Consider the following 23,094-nt stretch of genomic DNA (forward strand, 5'->3'; position numbering starts at 1 on the left):
GCACTTTAGCTATATCAAAGTGCGGTTATTTTTTTAAGCTTTTTCCACTTTAACGGCACATTTTTTGAAGTCCGTTTCTTTAGAAATAGGATCGGTTGCATCTAACGTAAGTTTATTAGCAAGCTGACCTGCATCAAAGAAAGTGGTAAAGACTAAGCCTTCAGGACATTTATTACGTCCACGGGTATCCACATAAGAAATAATTTCACCGCGACGTGAAGACACTTTGATCTTATCACCGTGACGTAATCCCCGTTTTTTCGCATCATTTGGGTGCATCCAAACGACGTTATTCGGGAATGAACGGTGTAATTCAGGAACACGGCGAGTCATTGTGCCAGTATGCCAATGTTCTAATACACGCCCCGTAGATAACCATAAATCATATTCTTCATCAGGCACTTCCGCTGGTGGCTCATAAGGAACCGCTAAGATCACGGCACGTTTGTCAGGCTGACCATAGAATGCTACGCCTTCACCAGCTTTGACATAAGGATCATAGCCTTCACGATAACGCCACAATGTTTCTTTGCCATCAACCACAGGCCAACGTAAACCACGCGCTTTATGATAGAGATCATAATCTGCTAAATCATGCCCATGTCCACGACCGAAAGAGGCATATTCTTCAAATAATCCTTTTTGAATGTAGAAACCAAAATCATAAGCTTCATCATTTAGGCGATCATTTAGCTCTGCATTAGAATATTTATCTACATTACCGTTACGGTATAACACCTCATATAATGTTTTGCCTTTAAATTCTGGATTTGCATCTAAAATGTCAGCGGGCCAGACTTCATCCGTTGTGAAGTATTTTGAAAATTCTACTAATTGCCATAAGTCAGATTTTGCTTCACCCGGTGCTTTCACTTGCTGACGCCATACTTGTGTGCGGCGTTCGGCATTACCGTAAGCCCCTTCTTTTTCTACCCACATTGCGGTTGGTAACATTAAATCTGCAGCTAATGCGGAGACTGTTGGATAGGGATCGGAAACCACGATAAAGTTTTCAGGATTACGCCAACCCGGGAAAGTTTCTTGATTGATATTTGGGCCACCTTGCATATTGTTAGTACACATTTGCCATAACACACGCATTTTGCCATCTTTTAATGCACGGCTTTGTGCCACAGCGTGATAGCCTAGTTTATCGGTGATCACACCTGCTGGAATTTTCCACGTTTTCTCTGCTTTAGCACGATGTTCAGGTTTTGTTACCACCATATCAGCGGGTAAGCGGTGGATAAAGGTACCTACTTCACGCGCGGTACCACAAGCAGATGGCTGACCGGTTAATGAGAATGGTCCACAGCCCGGAATGGAGATTTTCCCAGTTAATAAGTGAATGTTATAAATCAAGTGGTTTGCCCACACACCACGCGTATGTTGGTTAAAGCCCATTGTCCAGAACGAAACAATTTTGCGTTTTGGATCGGCATAAAGCTGCGCCAAACTTTCAAGTTGCTCTTTTGGTACGCCTGACATTTCGTGTGCTTTATCAAGGGTATATTCAGACACAAGGGCTTTGAGTTCTTCAAAGTTACTGTCATACATTTTACCGCTATTAGCATTTTTTGCTGCTTTCTGGCGCGGATCGCTATCACGCAAGCCATAACCAATATCGGTTTCACCACGTTTAAATTTAGTATGTTTATTAACGAAATCCCAATTAATGGCATCATTTTGAATTAAATAATTAATGATGTAGTTCAAGATCACTAAATCTGATTGTGGTGTGAAAACCATTCCATTATCGGCAAGTTCAAAACTACGATGCTCAAAGGTAGAAAGCACGGCCACTTTAACATCAGGATTAGATAAACGGCGATCAGAAATACGCGACCATAAAATTGGGTGCATTTCTGCCATATTTGAACCCCATAACACGAAAGCTTCCGCTTCTTCAATATCGTTATAGCAACCCATCGGCTCATCAATACCAAAGGTACGCAAAAATGCAACCGCCGCAGAAGCCATACAATGACGCGCATTTGGATCAATATTATTAGAACGGAAACCGGCTTTCCAAAGTTTGGCTTTCGCGTAACCTTCAAAAATGGTGCTTTGCCCAGAGGTGAACATTCCCACTCCATTCGGTCCACGTTCTTTCATTGCCGCCAAGAATTTTTCTTTCATCGTTTTGAAAGCGGTATCCCAAGTTACTGGCGTGAAATCACCATTTTTATCATATTTACCGTCTTTCATACGTAACATTGGCTGAGTTAGACGGTCTTTTCCATACATAATTTTTGGTAAGAAGTAACCTTTAATACAGTTTAATCCACGGTTTACTTCCGCATCAGGATCCCCTTGTGATGCCACAACACGTCCATTTTGCGTACCAATTAATACTCCACAGCCTGTACCACAGAAACGGCAAACACCCTTGTCCCATTTGATACTGTTATCCTGTGTGGCTTCCACATTTTTTACTGGAATGGTTAATCCAGCAACCGCCGCAGCGGCAACGGCTGCATTGGTTTTCATAAAGTCTCGGCGACTTAAATTCATCTCATTTCCCCCACGAGTATGATTAATTATTCATCATTGCCTTCATCTTGTTGATGATAGACTAAAGATACGGTAATCACGCCATCAATATTGCGCGCTTGCTCCATTTGCTCGAGCAAAAGATGTTGATCGTGCGATTGCATCACCACCACCAACTTGCCTTTTTCAACATCTTCGGCAGGCACTTCGGTATAAGGTACAGCTAAAAGTGCGGTCTTAATTTTTTCAATTTTTTGCGGATTACATTGAACAATCACGCCACAAACGTGCCAATCTTCCGCTTTATCCATTGGGATAGTCGAGTGTTTATTTAACATTTTTATTCCTGTGGATATATCATATATTGAGTGCTAGTAGGTTCACTCAATTTTATTTAAATGGTGATATTGACCACGACTCAAATAACTTTTACTAGGCTTACTATTTTCTTGAGGGATTGATCTATTTTTAATAACCTAAATTAAGTATTTATCCGATTAAAAACTAATTTATTGTTTTAGATCAAAATTATTCCAGTATCAGATAAGGGGATAAATTACTTTCTTTAACTCATTGACTAACATTTCTATGAAAAAAGAATTTTTTTGTTAAAATGCTGGAAGATTAGAATTATATTTGATACTAAAAATTCGTGAAAATAAGAAAACACTCTGTTGCCACCAAAATTGCTAATTACTTGCTACTTATTATTATTTTTGCAACGGTGATTAGTGTATTAAGTTTAATTATTATGCTAAGTAATAAATCTGATGCCGAATTAATCAATATATCCGGTTCATTACGAATGCAAAGTTATCGTATTTTATACGAAATGGAACATGCACCTGAGTTAGTGTCAAAAAATTTACTTCAATACCGTTCCACCTTACATTCCTCTACCTTAACGGATATTAACCATCAGTTTTTTATGCCCAATGATATTAAGCAGGCTTATCAACATCTGATTGTACGTTGGAAGGAAATGGAGAATTATGCCAAACAAATGAATTATCCTTCCTATCAAAAAGAAGTAGCAAACTACGTTGCTGAAGTGAACCAATTTGTTGAAGATTTACAACATTTTGCTGAGAAAAAACTTTATCTTGCAGTATATTGCATTCTTTTTGCAATGCTTTCTATTGTCGCAATGGTGTCTTATGTGGTGTGGTTTACCAAAAAACAAATGGTAAAACCGTTGGAAAAATTAGCCTTAGCAAGTACCCAAGTGCAAATTGGGCAATTCAACCACATTCCACTAGATAGTAATAATAATGATGAAATCGGACGACTTGCGTTAGTTTTTACCCAAATGGCGAGTGATTTGAAAAAGCTGTATGCAGGGCTGGAAGAAAAGGTCAATGAGAAAACACAAAAATTGAGCCAAGCTAACCGCTCTCTTTCAATGCTTTACCAATGTTCTCAATTAGTTACCACGAATAATATCGATCCTACGTTACTCAAGCAAGTCTTAAAACAAATAAAAGTCAATGAACATTTACGCTATATCGAATTACTGGTATATGGCGCAGAACATTGGAATATCCAGCTCGGTGAGAAAGAAGCCCCACTCTCGACACAACAAATGGAACTTTGTGTTGAAGGGGATAAACTTGGGCGACTATCTTGGCAAGCGGGGCTGCCTTGCCCTGATTTACGCACAATGCAAAATGTCTCACAAATGTTGAGCCGTTCACTGTATTTTCACTATACGCAACGTCAGCAACAACAGCTTTTATTAATGGAAGAGCGGTCAATTATTGCACGAGAATTACACGATTCATTGGCACAAGTGCTGGCGTATTTACAAATTCAACTCACCTTGCTAAAGCACAATCTGAACAAGGATGGCGAGCAAAATAAAGAAAAAAGCCTGACAATTATTCGTGATTTTGAACAAGCCTTAAATGATGGTTATGTTCAACTGCGCGAATTGCTTGCCACCTTCCGTTTAACGGTGCAAGAAGCAAATTTACAGCTTGCACTTGAACAAGTGATTGACTCTTTACGCAATCAAACAACAATGAAAATGCGCGTGGAATGTAGTTTGCCGTCTCACACTTTCAATGCGCAACAGCTCGTACACGCCTTGCAAATTGTCCGCGAGGCAGCATTAAATGCGATTAAACATTCTCAAGGTACAGAAATTGAAGTGGTTGCTCACACCAATGAAGACGGAGAATATGAGCTGTTGGTGCGCGATAATGGCGTGGGTATTCCTAGCCTCGATGAACCAGCTGGGCATTACGGTTTAAATATAATGAATGAACGCAGCGCCCAACTCAATGCTATACTAAGCATCAATAATCGCCCTGAAGGCGGTACAGAAGTGAAAATGACACTGCCAAATAAATTATAGACGTTAAGGAATAAAATGGAAAATCTTCAACCATTTCATACATTTGGAATAAATGCGCAAGCAAAAATGGTAAAAAAAATCACCGCACTTGAACAAATCCTCCCTCTTTGGCAAGAAGCCCAACAGCAACAGCTTCCCGTGCTTTTTCTTGGGCAAGGTAGCAATGTGTTATTTGTGGAAGATTTTAACGGAATCGTACTGATAAACGCATTAAAAGGCATTGAACATCACCAAGATGAGCACTTTCATTATCTTCACGTCCAAGGGGGCGAAAATTGGCACGAGCTGGTTCAGTGGAGCTTGGAACAAGGTATTTATGGTTTGGAAAATTTGGCATTAATCCCCGGCTGTGTCGGCTCCGCCCCAATCCAGAATATCGGTGCTTACGGGGTAGAATTTAAAGATCTGTGCGATTATGTAGAGGTACTTAACCTTAATACAGGCGAAATCTTCCGTTTAAACAAGGCTGAATGTCAATTTGGCTACCGTGAAAGCCTCTTCAAACATCAATATAAAGAGGGGTATATGATTGTTGCAGTCGGATTAAAATTAGCTAAAGATTGGCAGCCTGTATTAAGTTATGGCACCCTTTCGCGTTTTGATCCTGCCACGGTAAAAGCCGAAGACATTTTCAATGAAGTCTCTACGGTACGCCGTGCGAAGTTGCCTAATCCACAAGAATTCGGCAACGCAGGAAGTTTTTTCAAAAACCCCGTTATTTCCAGCGCACTTTTTGCACAATTAAAACACCAATACCCCGAGATACCGAACTATCCGCAGCCAGATGGCACGGTGAAGTTAGCCGCCGGTTGGCTGATTGATCAATGTGGCTTAAAAGGCTATCAACTTGGTGGTGCGGCAGTGCATCAAAATCAAGCGTTGGTACTGATCAATAAGGCACAAGCAAGTGGTAAAGATGTGGCAAACCTTGCCCATCATATTCGTCAAACTGTGGCAGAAAAATTTGCGGTGTATTTACAACCTGAAGTTCGTTTTGTCGGTGCAAAAGGCGAAATTGACAGCGAACAATTTATTTCATCGCAACATTAATCATTATTCTCATTTAACTAAAAAGGAAACAAAATGGATTTCAAAACAATTTTAGAAACGTTACCTACTATCGATCACCTTTCGGGCTTAAGCGTATTTGACGGTGAAACACCACTTCATCACATTCCTGCCATTGCTGGCAAACTTGGCTCATTACGCGTGTATCATGCCCTTGCGCAAGAATTTAACGGAAAATTAGACCGCACTTGCGCAGAGAAAGGCTTACAACTTTTTGCTGAACATACCGCGGATGCGAAACAATTCCCCGGTAAACACCCCAATATTGATTTATTGTTTGCTATGATAACAGAAGGAAAAGAATACCGCCTTGTACCTGAAATAGCAGAGGGAAAATAATGTCGCAAGCCAAGCCTTTTCCTATTGGGGTAAACTATTTCAGTATTGTATTGGGCATTTCTGCCCTCGGTTTAGCGTGGCGTTATAGTGCTAATGTGTTGGCTGTGCCAACGCTTATCGCAGAAACCTTGATCGGCTTTGCAGCCTTGCTTTGGGGACTACTATTTTCGATTTATGTGTATAAATGGATACGCTATCCCACCCAAGCTAAAGCCGAATTGCATCACCCAATTTTAGGTTGTTTTGTTAGCCTGATCCCAATTACACTTTTATTAATCGCGATGGGATTATCACCTTATAGTAAAGGATTGGCACAATATTTAGCTGGGCTTGGCATTGTGGCACAACTTGCATTTTCTACCTACCGTTACGGTGGATTATGGCGTGGTATTCATCCGCAAGATGCCACGACCCCTGTGCTATATTTGCCAACCGTCGCAGCAAATTTCGTCAGTGCAACGGCATTAGGCTTATTAGGTTATTCAGAATTAGGAATGTTATTTTTCGGTGCAGGAGTGATTGCGTGGATTATTCTTGAACCCGCCGTGCAACAACGTTTACGCAATTTAACTGAATTGCCAACAGTAATTCGTCCAACGATTGGTATCCAACTTGCGCCTGCTTTTGTTTGCTGTTCAGCCTATCTTGCCTTAAATGGCGGTCATATTGATTGGATAGTGAAAAGTTTGATCGGATACGGCCTGCTACAATTATTATTTTTAATTCGCCTACTACCTTGGATCGGCAAACAATTCCGTCTCACTTATTGGGCCTTTTCATTTGGCTTAGCCTCAATGGCTGGAGTAGGCATTCGTCTTTACGGCAAAGGTGAGAACCTCAGCCTTGCCCTACAACATTTAGGTTTAACGATGTTCATCATTGCCAGCTTGTGCATCGGATTTCTCATTGTGGCAACACTTAGATTAGTCATAACAAAGCAAATTCCCTAGCTTTGCAATTGACTAAAATAGATTTATTTTATTGCGTAAAAATTTAATCAAAAGAAATGAACTTTCTGATCCCACAATAGTCTAAATTTACAAGAAAAGGATAAATTAATCGTTATAATCGATTGACCTTATAATAAATTATGTTATAAATAGACCCAAATTGGGCATAAAATAAGAAGGAATATGATGAACAAAGATACACAAGCTCTAATGTTAGTTCCTCAAGGCAGCTTAGAAGGCTATATCCGTGCTGCAAACGAATATCCTATGCTAAGTGCAGAGGAAGAAAAGGAATTAGCGGAACGTTTGTATTATAAAGAGGATCTTGAGGCAGCCAAAAAATTGATTTTGTCTCATCTTCGCTTTGTGATCCACGTTGCGCGTGGTTATTCTGGTTATGGATTGCCACAAGCGGATTTAATTCAAGAAGGTAACATTGGCTTAATGAAAGCGGTAAAACGCTTTAACCCTGAAGTGGGCGTTCGCCTTGTTTCCTTTGCTGTACATTGGATTAAAGCAGAAATTCACGAATATGTACTACGTAACTGGCGTATCGTCAAAGTGGCAACGACGAAAGCACAACGTAAATTGTTCTTTAACCTACGCAAAACTAAACAACGCTTAGGTTGGTTCAATGATAATGAAGTGGATATGGTGGCTGAGGAACTAGGCGTATCAAAACAAGATGTCATTGAAATGGAAAGCCGTATGACAGGGGCAGATGTTGGCTTTGATCTGTCTAATGATGACGATGATGAAAGTTATGCTCCAGCGCTTTATCTTGAGGATAGAAACTCAAATTTTGCCGCAGAATTAGAAAATGAAAATTACGAAACCCAAGCCGCAGATCAGGTTGCCGCAGCGCTTGAAGGTTTAGATGAACGTAGCCAAGATATTATCAAAGCACGTTGGTTAGATGAAAATAAAGCAACGCTACAAGATTTAGCTGCGAAATATAATATTTCCGCTGAACGTGTTCGCCAGCTTGAAACCAATGCACTGAAAAAACTTAAAAGTGCGGTAACGTTCTAAAGCCAAACAATATAAAAAGCACTGGATTACATCAGTGCTTTTTCAGTTATTTTCTTTACATTTTCCCATTACCCATCCTAAATACGAAGAAAAATCAATGACGACTGCTATTGCTCCTTAAAAACAAATCTTGACAGTTTCTATGTAACTCTCACATTCTTAGGAACTTAAATTCCGTTACCCACCATTTTAGGTTTGAGTAATAAACCATTTACTGACGCTTCTCAAGAACCTACAACTATTAGCTTATAATATCTAAATGACCTATTCCAAAATATAAAATAGGGATATTCCGTGCTAAATAACAGATTATTTGAACTGCTAAGTTTTATTACGTAATACAAAAAGTCTGCACCTTAATAAATTACTTGTTGATTCCAACTTTTAAGATGCAGCTAAAACAATCTATTTTTTACTTTCTTATGATGACTTTAATATAGGCTAAATGATTGAATATAAGGCAATTTTCCTGCTTTTAGCATTTTTTCAATGCCGCTGCGGTGATCGGTGGTGCCTAAGCCACGTAACTCAAAGTTTACCCCAAAACTATGATCGTAAAGCACTTCGTTTGACGTTTGTCCTTCTTTGCTTGTTACATAACGGCGTGCGCCCACTCCCACCGACCAACAGCAGGTGTTGTATTTTACCCCGAGATATTGCTCAACAGGCTTTTTCAAGGCTAGATCTTGGTAATAATGCCCAACCACTGCCCATTTGTCCGCAATTTCCCACGCTGCCACTAAACCAAGCTGTTTAATGTCTTGGTTATACGCATTTGCACCTGTGAGATTTTGGTCAATATATTGCTGGCTGGCATAGCGATAACTTAATTGAACGAGGTTATTACCACTTGGATTAAATTCTAATACAGTATTTGCCAAAGAAGTTTGATGCAAGCTCGTATCATATTGGTAACTCGCTCGCCAGTTCCATTGTTTATTAATTCGCCAATTGGTTTCTAATGACCAAGAGGAGGTGGAGCGATCACTACTGTTGTTTGAGTTATTATCAATCCTTGAATCACTAAGGTAATAAATTTGCCCTAAAGAGAGGTTAAAACGCTCATTCCCTTCTTTATCATAAAAACGCGTTGTTCCCCCGAGGGTAAACTGATTCGCTGAGGCAATGCGGTCTAATCCACTATAACGGCGATCACGGAACAAGGAAAAATAATCTTGCTGCAATAATGCGGAATCATAACCAAAACCAAGATATTGGCTATTTAATTTTGAACCGATATTGCTTTGGTCCTTATAAGGGCGATAAAGATATTGAATATGCGGCTCAATCGTTTGTGTATAGCCATCAAACAAGGTTTCTTTGCTTGCAAGTAAGGTTTGAAAATCAACCTTCACTTGTGGCAAGACACGGGTTACCGAGCGTTCAATCTCTTCCGCATTTTGCCCTTTTCCTTTTGTTTGATTATAGTGAGTTGCGTAAAGTTTTGTTTCAATATTCACACTGCCGTAACGGTTCGTAAGCGGAATATTAAGGCTTGGTTCAAGATGATAACGCCAAGCTTTCGGCATTAAGGCACTGTCATTCTCAAAACGCGAAATTTGTGAGAATACGCGGAAATCCATTAAGCCGTCGGCAAGTCCATCGCGATAATAATTAAAATCTAATTGTGGAAAAACACGATAAGGTCCGATATCCACATCGTCAAACACTTGGAACTGTTTCGCCGATAAAGCGAAATTGTAGTTCGGCTGATAGTAAGCAATGCGGAAATTTTGATCGGCATAACCGTCTGTACTGCGCCCATAAGCAGAATCAAAATCAGAGAAATAACGTTTATCGCTTACCCTTGTGTAATCCACATTTAAACGCCAATTTTCTAAGAAACTGGAACTATGTCGCCAGTGGAATAAATGACGAGAGCGGTTGTCTCCTTGGTAATCATCATAGCGATCACGTGCTAAATATTCTCCTGCAATTAATCCCTCACCAATTTGCGTGAGATAACGTGTTTCACCGTTAAATTGCCAGCCTCGTTTTGACATATATTTTGGTGTTACGGTCATATCAAAATTGGGGGCAATGTTCCAATAAATTGGCTGTGCATACGAATAACCATCACGGCTAGACATTCCCACATTTGGAATTAACAAACCAGAACGGCGACGATCGCCGATAGGGAGTTGCAAATAAGGGGTATAGAAAATCGGCACACCATGTACTTTAAAGCGTGCGTGCCACATTTCGGCATATTCTTCTTGGATATGCTGACGCATTTCACTTGCTTCAATCGACCAACTATTATCATCAGGCAAGCAAGACGTAAAAGTCGCATTTTTAAGTAAGCGATAATCATTGCGTAGCTCAACGTGTTGTGCATTACCTCGCCCTTGACGCCCAACAAATTGGTAATCTGCGCCTTCTACATCTGCATCTTTATTATTCAAGTTTATCTTGGCAGAATGCCCTGACAAATTGATAAGATTATCTTTATAATCAAACCCCTTTTTGGCATAGGCAAAGCGCTGTACATTAGCCCCTTCGCCACGTTGAACAATTTCTGCAATTTGGGTAGTTAAATGGCGATTACCCTGTTTAATCTCAACATCGCCCTCATAACGCGCACTAACAGGCTGATTTAATTCTGCGCGATCTGCCTCGATATAAACAGGCAATTGGTTTGGATCGCCCTGCACCACCTCACCTTGAAACTGTGGTACGCCAGCTAAGCATTGCTGCTGTAAACTTGCCCAACTTGGTACACCATAAAGTGCGGTCAAAATTGAGAAAGAAAGCATCGTGTAGTAATTTTTTTTCATTAATAACCCATTTTTTAAGGTGTGAAATTAAGCCGATTATAAAGAAAAATGATGAAAAAAGCATTTTATTTATACTTACAAAAACAGCTATTCAGATGATCATTTACTAGCCCCATAGATTGCATAAAAGCATAACAAGTGGTTTCTCCAACAAAGACAAAACCACGTTTTTTTAAAGCCTTTGAAAGCTGTTTTGAAACCGCTGTCTTCGCTGGCACTGCGGATAAATCAGGGACATCATTTATTTGTGGCTGGTGATTAACAAAGGCCCAAATAAAATCGCTAAAATTTTCACCGCACTTTTGCATTGCTAAATAGGCTTTTGCATTCTTTACAATTGCCTCTAATTTCGCACGATGACGAATAAGCCCAGCATTTTGCATTCTCTCATCAATATCTTGTGCCGTCATTTGCGCAATCTTTTCAGGATTAAAGTGAAAAAATGCCTGACGATACTGTTCCCGTTTTTTCAAAACGGTAATCCACGAAAGCCCTGCTTGCTGTCCTTCTAAACAAATTTTCTCAAATAATTTCAGACTATCATATTCTGGCTTGCCCCATTCATTATCGTGATAATCTTGATAAATAGACGAGCCTTCGGCCCAACTGCAACGTGTTTTCATCATTCATTCCTTATATTGTGATCAGGATCACAGATTTTCTTTTCCTCATTCATTGAATTTAATTTAGAATCTACCTATTAATACTAGAGCTAAAATAGCTATATGCTCATCAATAAGATGTGATATTGTATTCCAACTTAACCAACAATCAAATTAGAGGTAAATATGACAACACAATTAGACGCATTACGCGAAATGACCGTAGTTGTGGCAGATACAGGAGATATCGAAGCCATTAAAACTTACCAACCACAAGATGCCACCACGAACCCATCACTCATTTTAAGCGCCTCCGCATTGCCTCAATATGCGCCGTTAATTGACGAAGCCATTGCCTATGGCAAAAGCAAAAGTGCTGATAAAGCACAGCAACTCATTGATGCAGAAGATAAATTAGCGGTAAATATCGGTTTAGAAATTCTTAAAATCGTACCCGGACGCATTTCTACCGAAGTGGATGCACGTCTTTCTTACAATACCCAAGCCACTGTTGAAAAAGCACGTAAATTAATCGCACTTTATAATGAAGCTGGGGTTTCCAATGATCGTATTTTAATTAAAATTGCCTCCACTTGGCAGGGTATCCGTGCAGCAGAAATTCTTGAAAAAGAAGGCATTAACTGTAACTTAACCCTCTTATTCTCAGAAGCCCAAGCTCGTGCTTGTGCTGAAGCGGGGGTATACTTAATTTCACCATTCGTCGGTCGTATTCTTGACTGGTATAAAGCCAATAGTGATAAAAAAGAATATGCGCCAGCAGAAGATCCCGGTGTGATTTCAGTAACTAAAATTTACAACTATTACAAACAACACGGCTACCAAACCGTAGTAATGGGGGCAAGTTTCCGTAACGTAGGCGAAATTACTGAACTTGCCGGTTGCGATCGCTTAACCATTGCTCCTACTTTATTAAAAGAATTGCAAGAAAATAACACCGCACTTGCTCGCAAACTAGAATATAAAGGTGAAGTGAAAGCTAAGCCACAACCACTTACAGAAAGCGAGTTCTACTGGCAACATAACAGCGATCCAATGGCCGTCGAGAAACTGGCTGAAGGTATCCGTAAATTTGCCATTGACCAAGAAAAATTAGAAGCGATGTTATTGGCGAAGTTCTAATCTCCTCTCAATAAGACAAAGCCCCAACTCACTGGGGCTTTTGCTATATATGAAAATTCTGCCAAAAATCTCACCGCACTTTTAATGCTTGTAATGGGATAAACGCAAAACATTCCACCGCTTTTAGCGGTTTCTTACAACGCATCTCACCACAATAAAGTGCGGTGCAAATGTTAAACTTTTTTCTTTATCCTTCCATATAGCTTTTCAGCGCCTCGCCTTGCAATCCTGCATTCAGCGCGATGAGTAATTTTAAGCGAGCTTTCGGAGCATTCAGTTCTTTCACAAACATTACGCCCTGTTCCTGCAAACTTGCCCCACCGCCATCATAACCATAAACAGGCTCAGCAATACCGTTAAAACAACGAGAAACTAACGCAACAGGAATATTATGTGCTAGCAATCGCTGTAATCCTTTCGCAGCTTGCGGTGGAATATTTCCTGCCCCTAATGCTTCAATCACTAAGCCGTCCAATTGTTGCAAATCTAATTGCTCAAACAGCCAGCTATCCATTCCCGCATAAGTTTTGATGACTTGCACATTTCCACTCACTGTTTCTAAATCAAAACGCACGCGAGGCTCGGCGGTTTTGAAAAAGAGAATATCTTTTTTCATAATCACCCCCAAAGGGCCGTGAGTGGGTGTTTGAAAGGTGGAAACATTAGTGGTGTGGGTTTTGGTTACATATTTCGCCGCGTGAATTTCATCATTCATAACAACTAACACGCCTTTATCTGCGCTTTTCTCAAAAACTGCCACGCGCAATGCAGAAAGGTAATTATAAATGCCATCACTGCCTAACTCATTATTTGAACGCATTGCTCCCGTAATGACGATAGGTATTTTAGGAAGTTGCATTGTATCAAGAAAATAAGCCGTTTCTTCCAGTGTATCCGTCCCGTGTGTAATCACCACACCATCATAATTTTGTGCCTCTTGCTTAATTTTCTGGCTTAGGGCAAGCATATGTTCAAGGCGAATATGTGGGCTGGGTAAGTTAAGAAAATCCACCGATTCCACTTCAATATTATGTAAATCCAAACCGACTTTGGTCATAGGATTACGGCTATTTGGCGTCACTTTTCCACTGCTATCCGCGTGCATTGAAATTGTGCCTCCTGTGTGGAGGACGAGGAGTTTTTTCATTATTATTTGATCTATAGGTTATTTTAATTACGCTATTTTAGCATAGCTATCAACAAAAAATTTTTACAACCTTCACATAAATAAAAGAGCGGTCAAAATTTTTATTATTTTTATCAACAAAAAAGCCAATGGTATTCACCATTGGCTATTATTTTATTTAAAGCGATAACTAATAAATTAGATTACTGCTTTTTCAACAACGCGAACCAAAGTATGTGATTTAGTTTTTGAAAGAGGACGACATTCCTTAATTTCAACAACATCACCTAATTTTGCTTCGTTATTTTCATCGTGCACATGTAATTTAGTTGTACGACGGATAAATTTACCATAAAGAGGGTGTTTCACTTTGCGTTCAATTGCAACTGTGAATGATTTATCCATTTTGTCGCTAATTACACGACCTTGCACAGTACGAATTTTATCAGTCATTACTCACCCGCCTTCTCGGTTAATACAGTTTTCACTTGTGCAATACTGCGACGCACTTGTTTTAACTGATGGGTTTGTTGAAGCTGACCGGTGGCTGCTTGCATACGCAATTTGAATTGCTCACCTAACAAGTTAACCAATTCAGCATTCAGCTCTTCAACAGTTTTTGTACGTAGTTCTTGAGCTTTCATTACATCACCGTTTTAGTTACGAATGTGGTCTTAATTGGCAATTTAGCCGCTGCAAGTGCAAATGCATTTCTTGCTAGCTCTTCAGACACACCATCCATTTCATAAAGTACTTTACCCGGCTGGATTAAAGCTACCCAGTATTCAACGTTACCTTTACCTTTACCCATACGGACTTCTAATGGTTTTTCAGTAATTGGTTTATCTGGAAAAACACGGATCCAGATTTTACCTTGACGTTTAATCGCACGAGTCATCGCACGACGTGCTGCCTCAATTTGGCGAGCTGTTAAACGACCACGGCCAACTGCTTTCAAACCGAAGGTACCGAAGCTAACTTCTGTACCACCTGCAATTCCACGGTTACGACCTTTTTGGACTTTACGGAATTTTGTACGTTTTGGTTGCAACATTTAGCAATTCTCCTTACTTACGACCTTTACCACGTGGCTTTTTAGGCGTGGTAGGTTGTTGTTCTGGTTGTTGTGCAATTGCAGCCATTCCACCAAGAATTTCACCTTTGAAGATCCACACTTTAACGCCGATTACGCCGTATGTAGTATGTGCTTCAGCAGTGTTATAATCGATGTCCGCACGTAGTGTATGTAATGGCACACGACCTTCACGATACCACTCTGAACGAGCAATCTCTGCACCACCTAAACGACCGCTAACTTCAACTTTGATACCTTTGGCACCTAAACGCATTGCATTTTGTACCGCACGTTTCATTGCACGACGGAACATTACTCGACGTTCAAGTTGAGAAGCGATGCTATCTGCAACTAATTTCGCATCTAATTCAGGTTTTTTCACTTCAGCGATGTTGATTTGAGCTGGAACACCTGCGATAGCTGCAACAGCATTACGTAATTTTTCAACATCTTCGCCTTTTTTACCAATTACGATACCTGGGCGAGCTGTGTGAATTGTTACACGAATACTTTTCGCTGGACGCTCAATAGTGATGCGTGAAACGGAAGCATTCGCTAATTCTTTATTTAAGAATTGACGCACTTTGAAATCGCCGTCTAAGTTAGACGCGAAGTCTTGTGTATTCGCAAACCAAGTAGAGCTCCAAGGCTTAACAATACCTAGGCGAATACCATTTGGATGGACTTTTTGACCCATTGCTATTCCTCTACTAAATTAACGATCTGACACAACCACAGTGATGTGGCTTGTACGTTTTAAAATACGATCTGCACGACCTTTAGCACGTGGCATAACACGTTTCATACTAGGACCTTCATCTACGAAAATCTTAGTCACTTTTAGATCATCGATATCTGCACCGTCATTATGCTCTGCATTAGCAATTGCAGACTCAAGCACTTTCTTAACAAGCGATGCTGCTTTTTTGTTAGTGAAAGTTAAAATTTCTAATGCTTGACCTACTTTTTTACCACGGATTAAATCCGCAACTAAACGAGCTTTTTGCGCTGAAGTGCGAGCGTAACGATGTTTTGCGATAGTTTCCATCTTTTACCCCTTACTTCTTAGCTTTCTTATCCGCAGCGTGTCCGCGGTAAGTACGAGTCGGTGCAAATTCACCGAGTTTATGACCAATCATTTCGTCCGATACATAAACTGGAACGTGCTGACGACCATTATGGACTGCGATGGTCAATCCGATCATTGATGGAATGATCATTGAACGACGGGACCAAGTTTTAATTGGCTTTTTATCCCCGCTTTCCACCGCCTTCTCTACCTTCTTCAACAAGTGTAGGTCAAGGAAAGGACCCTTCTTGAGAGAACGTGGCATGGCTAATCCTCTTATTTAATTAATATTATTTACCACGACGACGTACAATATATTTATCTGTACGTTTGTTATGGCGAGTTTTCTTACCTTTGGTTTGAACGCCCCAAGGAGTAACTGGGTGTTTACCGAAGTTACGACCTTCACCACCACCGTGTGGGTGATCAACAGGGTTCATTGCTGTACCACGAACTGTTGGGCGAACGCCTCTCCAGCGGTTAGCACCAGCTTTACCAAGAACGCGAAGCATATGCTCTGAATTACCCACTTCACCAATGGTCGCAGAACATTCAGCTAATACTTTACGCATTTCACCTGAGCGAAGACGTAAAGTAACATAGTTACCTTCACGCGCAATAATTTGTACATAAGCACCAGCAGAACGTGCAAGTTGTCCGCCTTTACCTGGTTTTAATTCAACGTTATGTACAGTTGAACCAACAGGGATATTACGCATTGGTAATGAGTTACCAACTTTAATTGGAGCGTTTACACCTGCTTGGATTTGATCGCCTGCGCTTAAACCTTTAGGTGCTAAGATATAACGGCGTTCACCATCTTTATAAAGCACTAAAGCAATATTTGCAGAACGATTTGGATCATATTCAAGACGCTCAACAACCGCTGGGATATCTAACTTGTTACGTTTGAAATCGATTAAACGGTAATGTTGTTTATGACCACCACCGATATGGCGAGTAGTAATACGTCCTAAATTATTACGACCACCTGTTTTAGATTTGCTATCTAATAATGGTGCGTAAGGTTTCCCTTTATGTAATTCAGGGTTTACGATTTTAACAACGTGACGACGACCAGCGGAGGTCGGCTTACATTTTACGATAGCCATTTATTTCTTTCTCCTCCGTAATTACTCTGCACCTTCAACGAAGTCAAGTGATTGACCTTCTTGAAGAGTTACATAAGCTTTTTTCCAGTCACTGCGATGTCCCATCTTAGTACCACGACGTTTAGTTTTACCTTTAACGACAACAGTACGAACAGAATCTACTTTCACTTCAAATAATTCAGCAACAGCTTTTGCAATTTCTGCTTTGTTGGCATCTAAAGCGACTTTGAAAACGATGGTGTTTGACTTCTCAGCGTTATTTGTTGCTTTCTCAGAGACGTGAGGTGCTTTTAACACTTTTAGCAAACGTTCTTGTTGAATCATGCTAACATCTCCTCAATTTGTTTCACTGCATCAACAGTTACAACCACTTTATCAAAAGCGATTAAACTGACTGGATCAATACCTTGCACATCACGTACATCAACTTTATATAAGTTACGTGCAGCTAAGAATAAATTCTCATCTAAACTTGCAGTGATGATAAGCGCGTCAGTTAACGCCATATCTTTTAATTTTTGAACTAAGGCTTTTGTTTTTGGCGCATCAATTTCGAATTTTTCAACTACAACTAAACGATCTTGACGAACAAGCTCAGATAGAATGCTTTTGATTGCACCACGGTACATTTTTTTGTTCACTTTTTGGCTGTGATCTTGTGGTTTCGCTGCAAAAGTTACACCACCAGAACGCCAAATTGGCGATTTAATATCACCAGCACGAGCGCGACCAGTACCTTTTTGACGCCAAGGTTTTTTACCTGAACCAGACACTTCAGCACGAGTTTTTTGCGCACGTGAACCTTGACGAGCACCTGCTGCATAAGCAACAACTACTTGGTGGATCAATGCTTCATTAAACTCACGTCCGAAGGTAGTTTCAGAAACAGTTAGTGCGTTTGCACCTACAACTTGTAATTCCATCTCTATCTCCTAGACTTATGCTTTAACTGCTGGTTTTACGATAACATCACTATTAGTTGCACCAGGTACAGAACCTTTAACTAATAATAAATTACGCTCAGCATCGACACGAACAACTTCAAGTGATTGAACGGTTACACGCTCAGCACCTAAGTGTCCAGCCATTTTTTTGCCTTTAAACACACGACCTGGAGTTTGGTTTTGACCAATAGAACCAAGCACACGATGTGATAAAGAGTTACCATGGCTTGCATCTTGAGTACGGAAATTCCAACGTTTAACACCACCTTGGAAACCTTTACCTTTAGATGTACCAGTAACATCAACTTTCTTAACATCTGCGAAGATGTCAACATTAATTTCTTGACCTAAAGTGAATTCTTCACCTTCAGTTGTACGAAATTCCCATAAACCGCGACCAGCTTCAACACCTGCTTTCACGAAATGGCCTGCTTCAGGCTTAGTTACACGGCTCGCTTTTTTAGAACCAGTAGTAACTTGAATTGCAGTATAGCCATCGTTTTCAAGAGTTTTAACTTGAGTTACACGGTTTGCTTGGATTTCGATAACAGTAACAGGTACAGAAACGCCATCTTCATTGAAGATACGCGTCATACCAACTTTACGACCGACTAAACCAATCATTGTCATAACCTCTTAATTAACCTAGGCTGATCTGCACGTCAACGCCGGCAGCCAAATCTAAACGCATTAATGCATCAACAGTTTTTTCTGTTGGTTCTACGATATCTACTAAACGTTTGTGAGTACGAATTTCGTATTGGTCACGTGCGTCTTTATTAACGTGTGGAGAAATCAACACGGTAAAACGTTCTTTACGCGTTGGTAAAGGAATTGGACCACGAACTTGTGCGCCAGTACGTTTAGCTGTTTCTACGATCTCCGCTGTAGATTGATCAATTAAACGATGATCAAATGCTTTTAAGCGGATACGGATTCTTTGGTTCTGCATTAGACCAGAGCTCCAATAATTTTTAGCTAAAATAAAACTGACACCGTCACCTTTCATAAACTTCATTGAAAGGGAAGTGCAGTAACCTAATATTATAGTCCCCCAATCGGGGACATTTTATGTATTACAAAATCTGTAACACGCCTTTAATAAATGATTACATCAAAGGGCTTTCTAAGAAAGCGTGTGGATTATACTTAGCTCAAATAGGAATTGCAACCTATTTCTCAGCAAAATCTGAAATTTAGTATTCCCATTCTTCAGGCTTCAAGCCTAACTCACGCATCATTTTTTTCGCCTGCTCAGGTATCTCGTCGTGGCGCTCTTTTAACAAATCGTCATCGGTTGGTAACGGCTGCCCTGTAAATGCGTGCAAAAATGCCTCACATAATAATTCACTATTTGTCGCGTGACGTAAATTTTTCAGCTGACGTCTTGTCCGCTCATTAGTCAAAATTTCTAACACTTTAATTGGAATAGACACCGTAATCTTCTTTACTTGCTCACTTTTCTTACCGTGTTCTGCATAAGGACTAATATATTTACCATCCCAATTCACCATAATGACACCTTAAATCTCCACAAAAATTGTGTTTATTCTAATGAAAAATTGCTGAAATCACAATCTAGACATTAAGACTGCTAGATAGCTAGATGAATGATTAAAAATCCACAAAAAAACACCGCACTTTGATTTTTCTCCAAAATCATCAGTGCGGTGTAAATTTTAGCAAATTTTTGTTATGTAATTAGGCTTTTGGTCCCGCGTTGATCAATGCTTTCCCTTCTTCGTTTGTTGCATATTTTTCAAAGTTTTTCACAAAACGCCCCGCCAAATCTTCGGCTTTCGCTTGCCATTGTGCTTTATCTGCATAAGTATCACGCGGATCTAAAATGGCCGGATCGACACCCGGCAACGCATTTGGAATGGCTAAGTTAAAGATTGGTAATTCAGACATTTCCGCACTATCAATAGCACCATCTAAAATCGCATCAATAATGCCACGAGTATCTTTAATAGAGATACGTTTACCTGTGCCATTCCAGCCTGTGTTTACAAGATATGCTTCCGCCCCCGATGCTTCCATACGTTTTACTAACACTTCTGCATATTGTGTTGGGTGAAGTGATAAGAATGCCGCCCCAAAACACGCAGAGAACGTTGGAGTTGGTTCGGTAATACCACGTTCTGTCCCCGCTAATTTCGCTGTAAAACCAGATAAGAAGTAGTATTTGGTTTGCTCTGGTGTCAATTTTGCTACTGGTGGTAACACCCCGAAAGCATCAGCGGTTAAGAAAATCACTTTTTTCGCATGACCCGCTTTAGAAACGGGTTTTACAATGTTCTCAATGTGATAGATTGGGTAAGAAACACGGGTGTTTTCTGTTTTTGATCCGTCATCATAATCCACGGAGCCATCTGCTCTCACCACCACATTTTCTAACAAAGCATCACGCTTAATTGCACGATAAATATCTGGCTCACTTTCTTCCGATAATTTGATGGTTTTAGCATAACAACCACCCTCATAGTTAAATACGCCATCATCGTCCCAACCGTGTTCATCATCACCGATCAATTGGCGTTTTGGATCTGTTGAAAGCGTGGTTTTCCCTGTACCAGATAAACCGAAGAAAATTGCCACATCACCTTCTTTGCCAACGTTGGCAGAACAGTGCATTGAGGCGATACCTTTAAGCGGAAGGAAATAATTCATCATTGAGAACATTCCTTTTTTCATTTCACCGCCGTACCAAGTTCCACCAATTAGTTGAATACCTTCTGTAATATTAAACGCCACAAAGTTTTCAGAATTTAAGCCTTGTTCTTTCCAATTTGGATTAGTCACTTTAGACCCATTCATTACCACAAAATCTGGTTTAAAGTTCGCTAATTCAGCAGCAGATGGGCGGATAAACATATTCGTTACAAAGTGGGCTTGCCACGCAACTTCAGTGATAATACGCACCGCTAAACGGGTATCTGGATTTGCCCCACAGAACGCATCCACCACAAACAGACGTTTGCTAGAAAGTTGTTTGGTGACTAATTCTTTTAAACTTTGCCAAGTGGCTTGATTCATTGGTTTGTTATCGTTTTTCGCCGCATCACTTGTCCACCATACGGTATCTTTGGTTTTTTCATCTAAAACAATATATTTATCTTTTGGCGAACGTCCGGTAAAAATCCCCGTATCCACAGCGACTGCCCCCGATTTTGTTACCGTACCTTTTTCAAATCCCTCTAGGCCTTCTTTGGTTTCTTCCTTGAATAATTGTTCATAGCTTGGGTTATAAACGACTTCTTTTACATCATAAATGCCTAACTCACCAAGTTCTTCAACTAATTTAGTTACATCTGTCATAATACACCTCAATTAAAAGTTAATATTTAAAATTAAAAGGAAAGTGAGGGCTATTTTATGCAAAGAAGATGAAAAAAAATGTTAGGTAGATCGCAAAATCAGAAAAAAACAGCTTACTCACTCAAAATAGTTAATTTTTATGACCTTAATCAAAAAATAAATTGAAAAATATGAGAAATAAAAAAGCACGAACCCAGTCCGTGCTTTCTTTGTTATTGTTTATGAGGGTTACTCTCGCAATTTCTCAATTGCTTCTTTATTAAAGAAATAATGCGTGCCGCAACATTCACATTGCATATCAATGCTACCATTATGCTCTGCAAGAATTTCATCAATTTCATTTTCTGGTAGTAAAAGCAATGCACTTCCTGAACGCTCTTGGGTGCAGCCACAGAAAAATTCCACATTTTGTGCGGGATAAATTTCTACGGTTTCTTCGTGATATAAACGGTAAAGTAGCTCTTCGGCACTTAATCCAAAGATTTCCTCATCTTTTACCGTCGCAGTCAGCGTAGCAAGATGCTCAAAATCCCCTTCTTCGCCCACGCCGTCAGGCATTACTTGCAATAACATTCCTGCTGCCACAGGTTCGCCATTCAATTCGCCCGTACGAATAATTAACTGCGTTTGTAACTGTTCAGAACGTACAAAATAATCTTCTAAACATTCCGTAATCGTCGGTTTATCTAAGCTAATCACACCTTGATAACGTTCCCCTTCAGTAGGCGTAATAGTGATGACTAACACCCCTTTACCAATCATTTCACTTAGTGTCATCTCATCACGTACTTCACCTTGTAAACGGGCTAATGCGCGGATTTTTTGATCATCCGAACCATTCACTAAGGCTAAAGAAAGTGGTCCATCACCTTGAATTTGTACGGTAATACTGCCATTAAATTTTAATGTGGCGGTGAGTAAACTGGTTGCCACCATCATTTCACCCAGTAAGTTTTGCACCACTTTCGGATAATGGTGGGTATTTAAGGTCTCTTTAAAACTTTGATTTAACCGTACCCATTCACCACGTACCGCTCGATGTTTAAATAAATAACGATAAAGTTTGTCGTTGTCAGCTTGATATGTCATATTGTCCTCAATAATACTTAAATAACGCCAAGTACAGATTAGATCAATGAGTTCATTAACTTGGCAATTTGCCTTTATATTGGGATCATTCTACAAATAACAAGGCTACTCTTGATATTTAAACTTAAGTAAATCTCGTCGCTCTTTTTTATTTGGTCGGCGTTCAGGGTTTGGCATAGAAAGGGCATTATTTTTGCGTGCAATGGCCCATTTTTCCCGTTTTTCAACACTCTGTGCGGTTTCTTGATATAATAATTGTGCTTCTGGCGCACCACGTCGCTGGGTGGAAAGGGCTAACACTTGCACTTCTTTTTCTTCATTGCCTTGACGTAATTTGATCAATGCGCCCACTTCGACGGTTTTATTCGGTTTAGTACGCTGATTATTGTAATGGACTTTACCGCCATCTATCATTTCTTTGGCGATGGTACGCGTCTTATAAAATCGAGCTGCCCAAAGCCATTTATCTAGACGAACTTCATCATTTTTATCCGCATTACGCACGTTTTGTTTTGCCATTTCTTTCTCCTAATCAAGTGCGGTCATTTTTTATTGTATTTTATGCCATAACGGAAGATGAAAACAAAAAATTGATCTTATTAGA

26 protein-coding genes are annotated in these 23,094 nt (G+C 40.0%); 6 read left to right on the top strand and 20 right to left on the bottom strand.

Going from position 1 to position 23,094, the window contains the following annotated elements; all coding sequences use genetic code 11:
• Window positions 1–33: 33 nt before the first annotated feature.
• Both napA and L4F91_RS10400 read right to left on the bottom strand, forming a co-directional pair.
• Window positions 34–2,514 (bottom strand): nitrate reductase catalytic subunit NapA, encoded by a 2,481-nt coding sequence (gene napA, locus L4F91_RS10395; RefSeq protein ID WP_250351411.1) that lies wholly within the window; start codon window positions 2,512–2,514, stop codon window positions 34–36.
• A gap of 26 nt (window positions 2,515–2,540) precedes the next feature.
• Complete coding sequence (locus L4F91_RS10400; RefSeq protein WP_250351410.1) at window positions 2,541–2,831, bottom strand: chaperone NapD; 291 nt, start codon at window positions 2,829–2,831, stop codon at window positions 2,541–2,543.
• 314 nt (window positions 2,832–3,145) lie between these two features.
• Between L4F91_RS10400 and narQ the strand changes: the two genes are divergently transcribed.
• From narQ to rpoH, 5 genes are all read left to right on the top strand, one after another.
• Window positions 3,146–4,849, top strand: a complete 1,704-nt coding sequence (gene narQ, locus L4F91_RS10405; protein ID WP_250351409.1) for a nitrate/nitrite two-component system sensor histidine kinase NarQ — start codon at window positions 3,146–3,148, stop codon at window positions 4,847–4,849.
• Window positions 4,850–4,864: 15 nt separating this feature from the next.
• Window positions 4,865–5,899: a UDP-N-acetylmuramate dehydrogenase gene (gene murB, locus L4F91_RS10410; protein ID WP_250351408.1), complete on the top strand. Its 1,035-nt coding sequence runs from the start codon at window positions 4,865–4,867 to the stop codon at window positions 5,897–5,899.
• Window positions 5,900–5,932: 33 nt separating this feature from the next.
• Window positions 5,933–6,256: a DUF2322 family protein gene (locus L4F91_RS10415; RefSeq protein WP_250351407.1), complete on the top strand. Its 324-nt coding sequence runs from the start codon at window positions 5,933–5,935 to the stop codon at window positions 6,254–6,256.
• A complete protein-coding gene (tehA, locus tag L4F91_RS10420; RefSeq protein WP_250351406.1) occupies window positions 6,256–7,206 on the top strand; it encodes a dicarboxylate transporter/tellurite-resistance protein TehA in 951 nt (316 codons plus the stop codon). Before L4F91_RS10415 ends, tehA begins: the two co-directional genes overlap by 1 nt.
• A 186-nt stretch (window positions 7,207–7,392) precedes the next feature.
• A complete protein-coding gene (gene rpoH / locus L4F91_RS10425; RefSeq protein ID WP_395897894.1) occupies window positions 7,393–8,238 on the top strand; it encodes an RNA polymerase sigma factor RpoH in 846 nt (281 codons plus the stop codon).
• Window positions 8,239–8,669: 431 nt separating this feature from the next.
• On the opposite strand, the gene lptD is transcribed toward rpoH, so the two are convergent.
• Window positions 8,670–11,015 carry an LPS assembly protein LptD gene (lptD, locus tag L4F91_RS10430; RefSeq protein WP_395896347.1) on the bottom strand — a complete coding sequence of 782 codons (2,346 nt, stop codon included), beginning with the start codon at window positions 11,013–11,015 and terminating at the stop codon, window positions 8,670–8,672.
• A gap of 65 nt (window positions 11,016–11,080) precedes the next feature.
• Complete coding sequence (locus tag L4F91_RS10435; RefSeq protein WP_265762559.1) at window positions 11,081–11,638, bottom strand: DNA-3-methyladenine glycosylase I; 558 nt, start codon at window positions 11,636–11,638, stop codon at window positions 11,081–11,083.
• 165 nt (window positions 11,639–11,803) lie between these two features.
• On the opposite strand from L4F91_RS10435, the gene tal reads away from it, so the two are divergent.
• Window positions 11,804–12,757 (top strand): transaldolase, encoded by a 954-nt coding sequence (tal, locus tag L4F91_RS10440; protein ID WP_395896349.1) that lies wholly within the window; start codon window positions 11,804–11,806, stop codon window positions 12,755–12,757.
• Between the two features lie 187 nt (window positions 12,758–12,944).
• Here tal and L4F91_RS10445 read toward each other — a convergent pair whose 3' ends face one another.
• From L4F91_RS10445 to hslR, 16 genes are all read right to left on the bottom strand, one after another.
• Window positions 12,945–13,907, bottom strand: a complete 963-nt coding sequence (locus L4F91_RS10445) for an asparaginase (protein WP_395897896.1) — start codon at window positions 13,905–13,907, stop codon at window positions 12,945–12,947.
• A 174-nt stretch (window positions 13,908–14,081) separates the two neighbouring features.
• Complete coding sequence (gene rpsQ, locus L4F91_RS10450; protein ID WP_250351402.1) at window positions 14,082–14,336, bottom strand: 30S ribosomal protein S17; 255 nt, start codon at window positions 14,334–14,336, stop codon at window positions 14,082–14,084.
• Entirely contained in the window at window positions 14,336–14,527 is a 192-nt protein-coding gene (gene rpmC / locus L4F91_RS10455; RefSeq protein WP_017805230.1) for a 50S ribosomal protein L29, read from the bottom strand. Before rpmC ends, rpsQ begins: the two co-directional genes overlap by 1 nt.
• The gene (gene rplP / locus L4F91_RS10460) at window positions 14,527–14,937 is read right to left on the bottom strand and encodes a 50S ribosomal protein L16 (protein ID WP_103853558.1); all 411 of its coding nucleotides are present in this window, start codon (window positions 14,935–14,937) and stop codon (window positions 14,527–14,529) included. Before rplP ends, rpmC begins: the two co-directional genes overlap by 1 nt.
• 13 nt (window positions 14,938–14,950) lie before the next feature.
• Entirely contained in the window at window positions 14,951–15,655 is a 705-nt protein-coding gene (gene rpsC, locus L4F91_RS10465; RefSeq protein ID WP_250351401.1) for a 30S ribosomal protein S3, read from the bottom strand.
• An 18-nt stretch (window positions 15,656–15,673) separates the two neighbouring features.
• Window positions 15,674–16,006, bottom strand: coding sequence for a 50S ribosomal protein L22 (rplV, locus tag L4F91_RS10470; protein WP_250351400.1), 333 nt, complete (start codon window positions 16,004–16,006; stop codon window positions 15,674–15,676).
• A 10-nt stretch (window positions 16,007–16,016) separates the two neighbouring features.
• Window positions 16,017–16,292: a 30S ribosomal protein S19 gene (gene rpsS / locus L4F91_RS10475; protein WP_005539416.1), complete on the bottom strand. Its 276-nt coding sequence runs from the start codon at window positions 16,290–16,292 to the stop codon at window positions 16,017–16,019.
• 25 nt (window positions 16,293–16,317) lie between these two features.
• Complete coding sequence (rplB, locus tag L4F91_RS10480; protein WP_103853556.1) at window positions 16,318–17,139, bottom strand: 50S ribosomal protein L2; 822 nt, start codon at window positions 17,137–17,139, stop codon at window positions 16,318–16,320.
• Between the two features lie 21 nt (window positions 17,140–17,160).
• Complete coding sequence (gene rplW, locus L4F91_RS10485; protein WP_035687397.1) at window positions 17,161–17,463, bottom strand: 50S ribosomal protein L23; 303 nt, start codon at window positions 17,461–17,463, stop codon at window positions 17,161–17,163.
• Window positions 17,460–18,062 carry a 50S ribosomal protein L4 gene (rplD, locus tag L4F91_RS10490; protein WP_250351399.1) on the bottom strand — a complete coding sequence of 201 codons (603 nt, stop codon included), beginning with the start codon at window positions 18,060–18,062 and terminating at the stop codon, window positions 17,460–17,462. Before rplD ends, rplW begins: the two co-directional genes overlap by 4 nt.
• Window positions 18,063–18,077: 15 nt before the next feature.
• Window positions 18,078–18,707: a 50S ribosomal protein L3 gene (gene rplC / locus L4F91_RS10495; RefSeq protein ID WP_035687403.1), complete on the bottom strand. Its 630-nt coding sequence runs from the start codon at window positions 18,705–18,707 to the stop codon at window positions 18,078–18,080.
• Between the two features lie 16 nt (window positions 18,708–18,723).
• Window positions 18,724–19,035 carry a 30S ribosomal protein S10 gene (gene rpsJ / locus L4F91_RS10500; RefSeq protein ID WP_001181005.1) on the bottom strand — a complete coding sequence of 104 codons (312 nt, stop codon included), beginning with the start codon at window positions 19,033–19,035 and terminating at the stop codon, window positions 18,724–18,726.
• Window positions 19,036–19,279: 244 nt separating this feature from the next.
• Entirely contained in the window at window positions 19,280–19,597 is a 318-nt protein-coding gene (metJ, locus tag L4F91_RS10505) for a met regulon transcriptional regulator MetJ (protein ID WP_250351398.1), read from the bottom strand.
• A gap of 187 nt (window positions 19,598–19,784) precedes the next feature.
• The gene (gene pckA, locus L4F91_RS10510) at window positions 19,785–21,401 is read right to left on the bottom strand and encodes a phosphoenolpyruvate carboxykinase (ATP) (protein ID WP_250351397.1); all 1,617 of its coding nucleotides are present in this window, start codon (window positions 21,399–21,401) and stop codon (window positions 19,785–19,787) included.
• Window positions 21,402–21,629: 228 nt separating this feature from the next.
• Entirely contained in the window at window positions 21,630–22,490 is an 861-nt protein-coding gene (gene hslO / locus L4F91_RS10515; RefSeq protein ID WP_250351396.1) for an Hsp33 family molecular chaperone HslO, read from the bottom strand.
• A gap of 105 nt (window positions 22,491–22,595) precedes the next feature.
• On the bottom strand, window positions 22,596–23,009 hold the full coding sequence (hslR, locus tag L4F91_RS10520) for a ribosome-associated heat shock protein Hsp15 (RefSeq protein ID WP_250351395.1): 414 nt from the start codon (window positions 23,007–23,009) through the stop codon (window positions 22,596–22,598).
• Window positions 23,010–23,094 lie beyond the last annotated feature (85 nt).

The sequence above is a fragment of the Avibacterium sp. 20-126 genome (genome assembly GCF_044358625.1).
GTDB lineage: Bacteria > Pseudomonadota > Gammaproteobacteria > Enterobacterales > Pasteurellaceae > Avibacterium.

What these genes read in the sequence shown, in the direction of transcription:
- rpmC (WP_017805230.1), bottom strand. Translation starts at nt 14,527, where the DNA reads ATGAAAGCTCAAGAACTACGTACAAAAACTGTTGAAGAGCTGAATGCT.
- L4F91_RS10415 (WP_250351407.1), top strand. Translation starts at nt 5,933, where the DNA reads ATGGATTTCAAAACAATTTTAGAAACGTTACCTACTATCGATCACCTT.
- rplC (WP_035687403.1), bottom strand. Translation starts at nt 18,707, where the DNA reads ATGATTGGTTTAGTCGGTCGTAAAGTTGGTATGACGCGTATCTTCAAT.
- rpsS (WP_005539416.1), bottom strand. Translation starts at nt 16,292, where the DNA reads ATGCCACGTTCTCTCAAGAAGGGTCCTTTCCTTGACCTACACTTGTTG.
- rplW (WP_035687397.1), bottom strand. Translation starts at nt 17,463, where the DNA reads ATGATTCAACAAGAACGTTTGCTAAAAGTGTTAAAAGCACCTCACGTC.
- rplD (WP_250351399.1), bottom strand. Translation starts at nt 18,062, where the DNA reads ATGGAATTACAAGTTGTAGGTGCAAACGCACTAACTGTTTCTGAAACT.
- rpsC (WP_250351401.1), bottom strand. Translation starts at nt 15,655, where the DNA reads ATGGGTCAAAAAGTCCATCCAAATGGTATTCGCCTAGGTATTGTTAAG.
- pckA (WP_250351397.1), bottom strand. Translation starts at nt 21,401, where the DNA reads ATGACAGATGTAACTAAATTAGTTGAAGAACTTGGTGAGTTAGGCATT.
- rpsQ (WP_250351402.1), bottom strand. Translation starts at nt 14,336, where the DNA reads ATGACTGATAAAATTCGTACTGTGCAAGGTCGTGTAATTAGCGACAAA.
- tal (WP_395896349.1), top strand. Translation starts at nt 11,804, where the DNA reads ATGACAACACAATTAGACGCATTACGCGAAATGACCGTAGTTGTGGCA.
- hslO (WP_250351396.1), bottom strand. Translation starts at nt 22,490, where the DNA reads ATGACATATCAAGCTGACAACGACAAACTTTATCGTTATTTATTTAAA.
- rpsJ (WP_001181005.1), bottom strand. Translation starts at nt 19,035, where the DNA reads ATGCAGAACCAAAGAATCCGTATCCGCTTAAAAGCATTTGATCATCGT.
- lptD (WP_395896347.1), bottom strand. Translation starts at nt 11,015, where the DNA reads ATGAAAAAAAATTACTACACGATGCTTTCTTTCTCAATTTTGACCGCA.
- rplP (WP_103853558.1), bottom strand. Translation starts at nt 14,937, where the DNA reads ATGTTGCAACCAAAACGTACAAAATTCCGTAAAGTCCAAAAAGGTCGT.
- rplV (WP_250351400.1), bottom strand. Translation starts at nt 16,006, where the DNA reads ATGGAAACTATCGCAAAACATCGTTACGCTCGCACTTCAGCGCAAAAA.
- metJ (WP_250351398.1), bottom strand. Translation starts at nt 19,597, where the DNA reads ATGGTGAATTGGGATGGTAAATATATTAGTCCTTATGCAGAACACGGT.
- L4F91_RS10435 (WP_265762559.1), bottom strand. Translation starts at nt 11,638, where the DNA reads ATGAAAACACGTTGCAGTTGGGCCGAAGGCTCGTCTATTTATCAAGAT.
- rpoH (WP_395897894.1), top strand. Translation starts at nt 7,393, where the DNA reads ATGAACAAAGATACACAAGCTCTAATGTTAGTTCCTCAAGGCAGCTTA.
- L4F91_RS10400 (WP_250351410.1), bottom strand. Translation starts at nt 2,831, where the DNA reads ATGTTAAATAAACACTCGACTATCCCAATGGATAAAGCGGAAGATTGG.
- rplB (WP_103853556.1), bottom strand. Translation starts at nt 17,139, where the DNA reads ATGGCTATCGTAAAATGTAAGCCGACCTCCGCTGGTCGTCGTCACGTT.
- napA (WP_250351411.1), bottom strand. Translation starts at nt 2,514, where the DNA reads ATGAATTTAAGTCGCCGAGACTTTATGAAAACCAATGCAGCCGTTGCC.
- hslR (WP_250351395.1), bottom strand. Translation starts at nt 23,009, where the DNA reads ATGGCAAAACAAAACGTGCGTAATGCGGATAAAAATGATGAAGTTCGT.
- tehA (WP_250351406.1), top strand. Translation starts at nt 6,256, where the DNA reads ATGTCGCAAGCCAAGCCTTTTCCTATTGGGGTAAACTATTTCAGTATT.
- murB (WP_250351408.1), top strand. Translation starts at nt 4,865, where the DNA reads ATGGAAAATCTTCAACCATTTCATACATTTGGAATAAATGCGCAAGCA.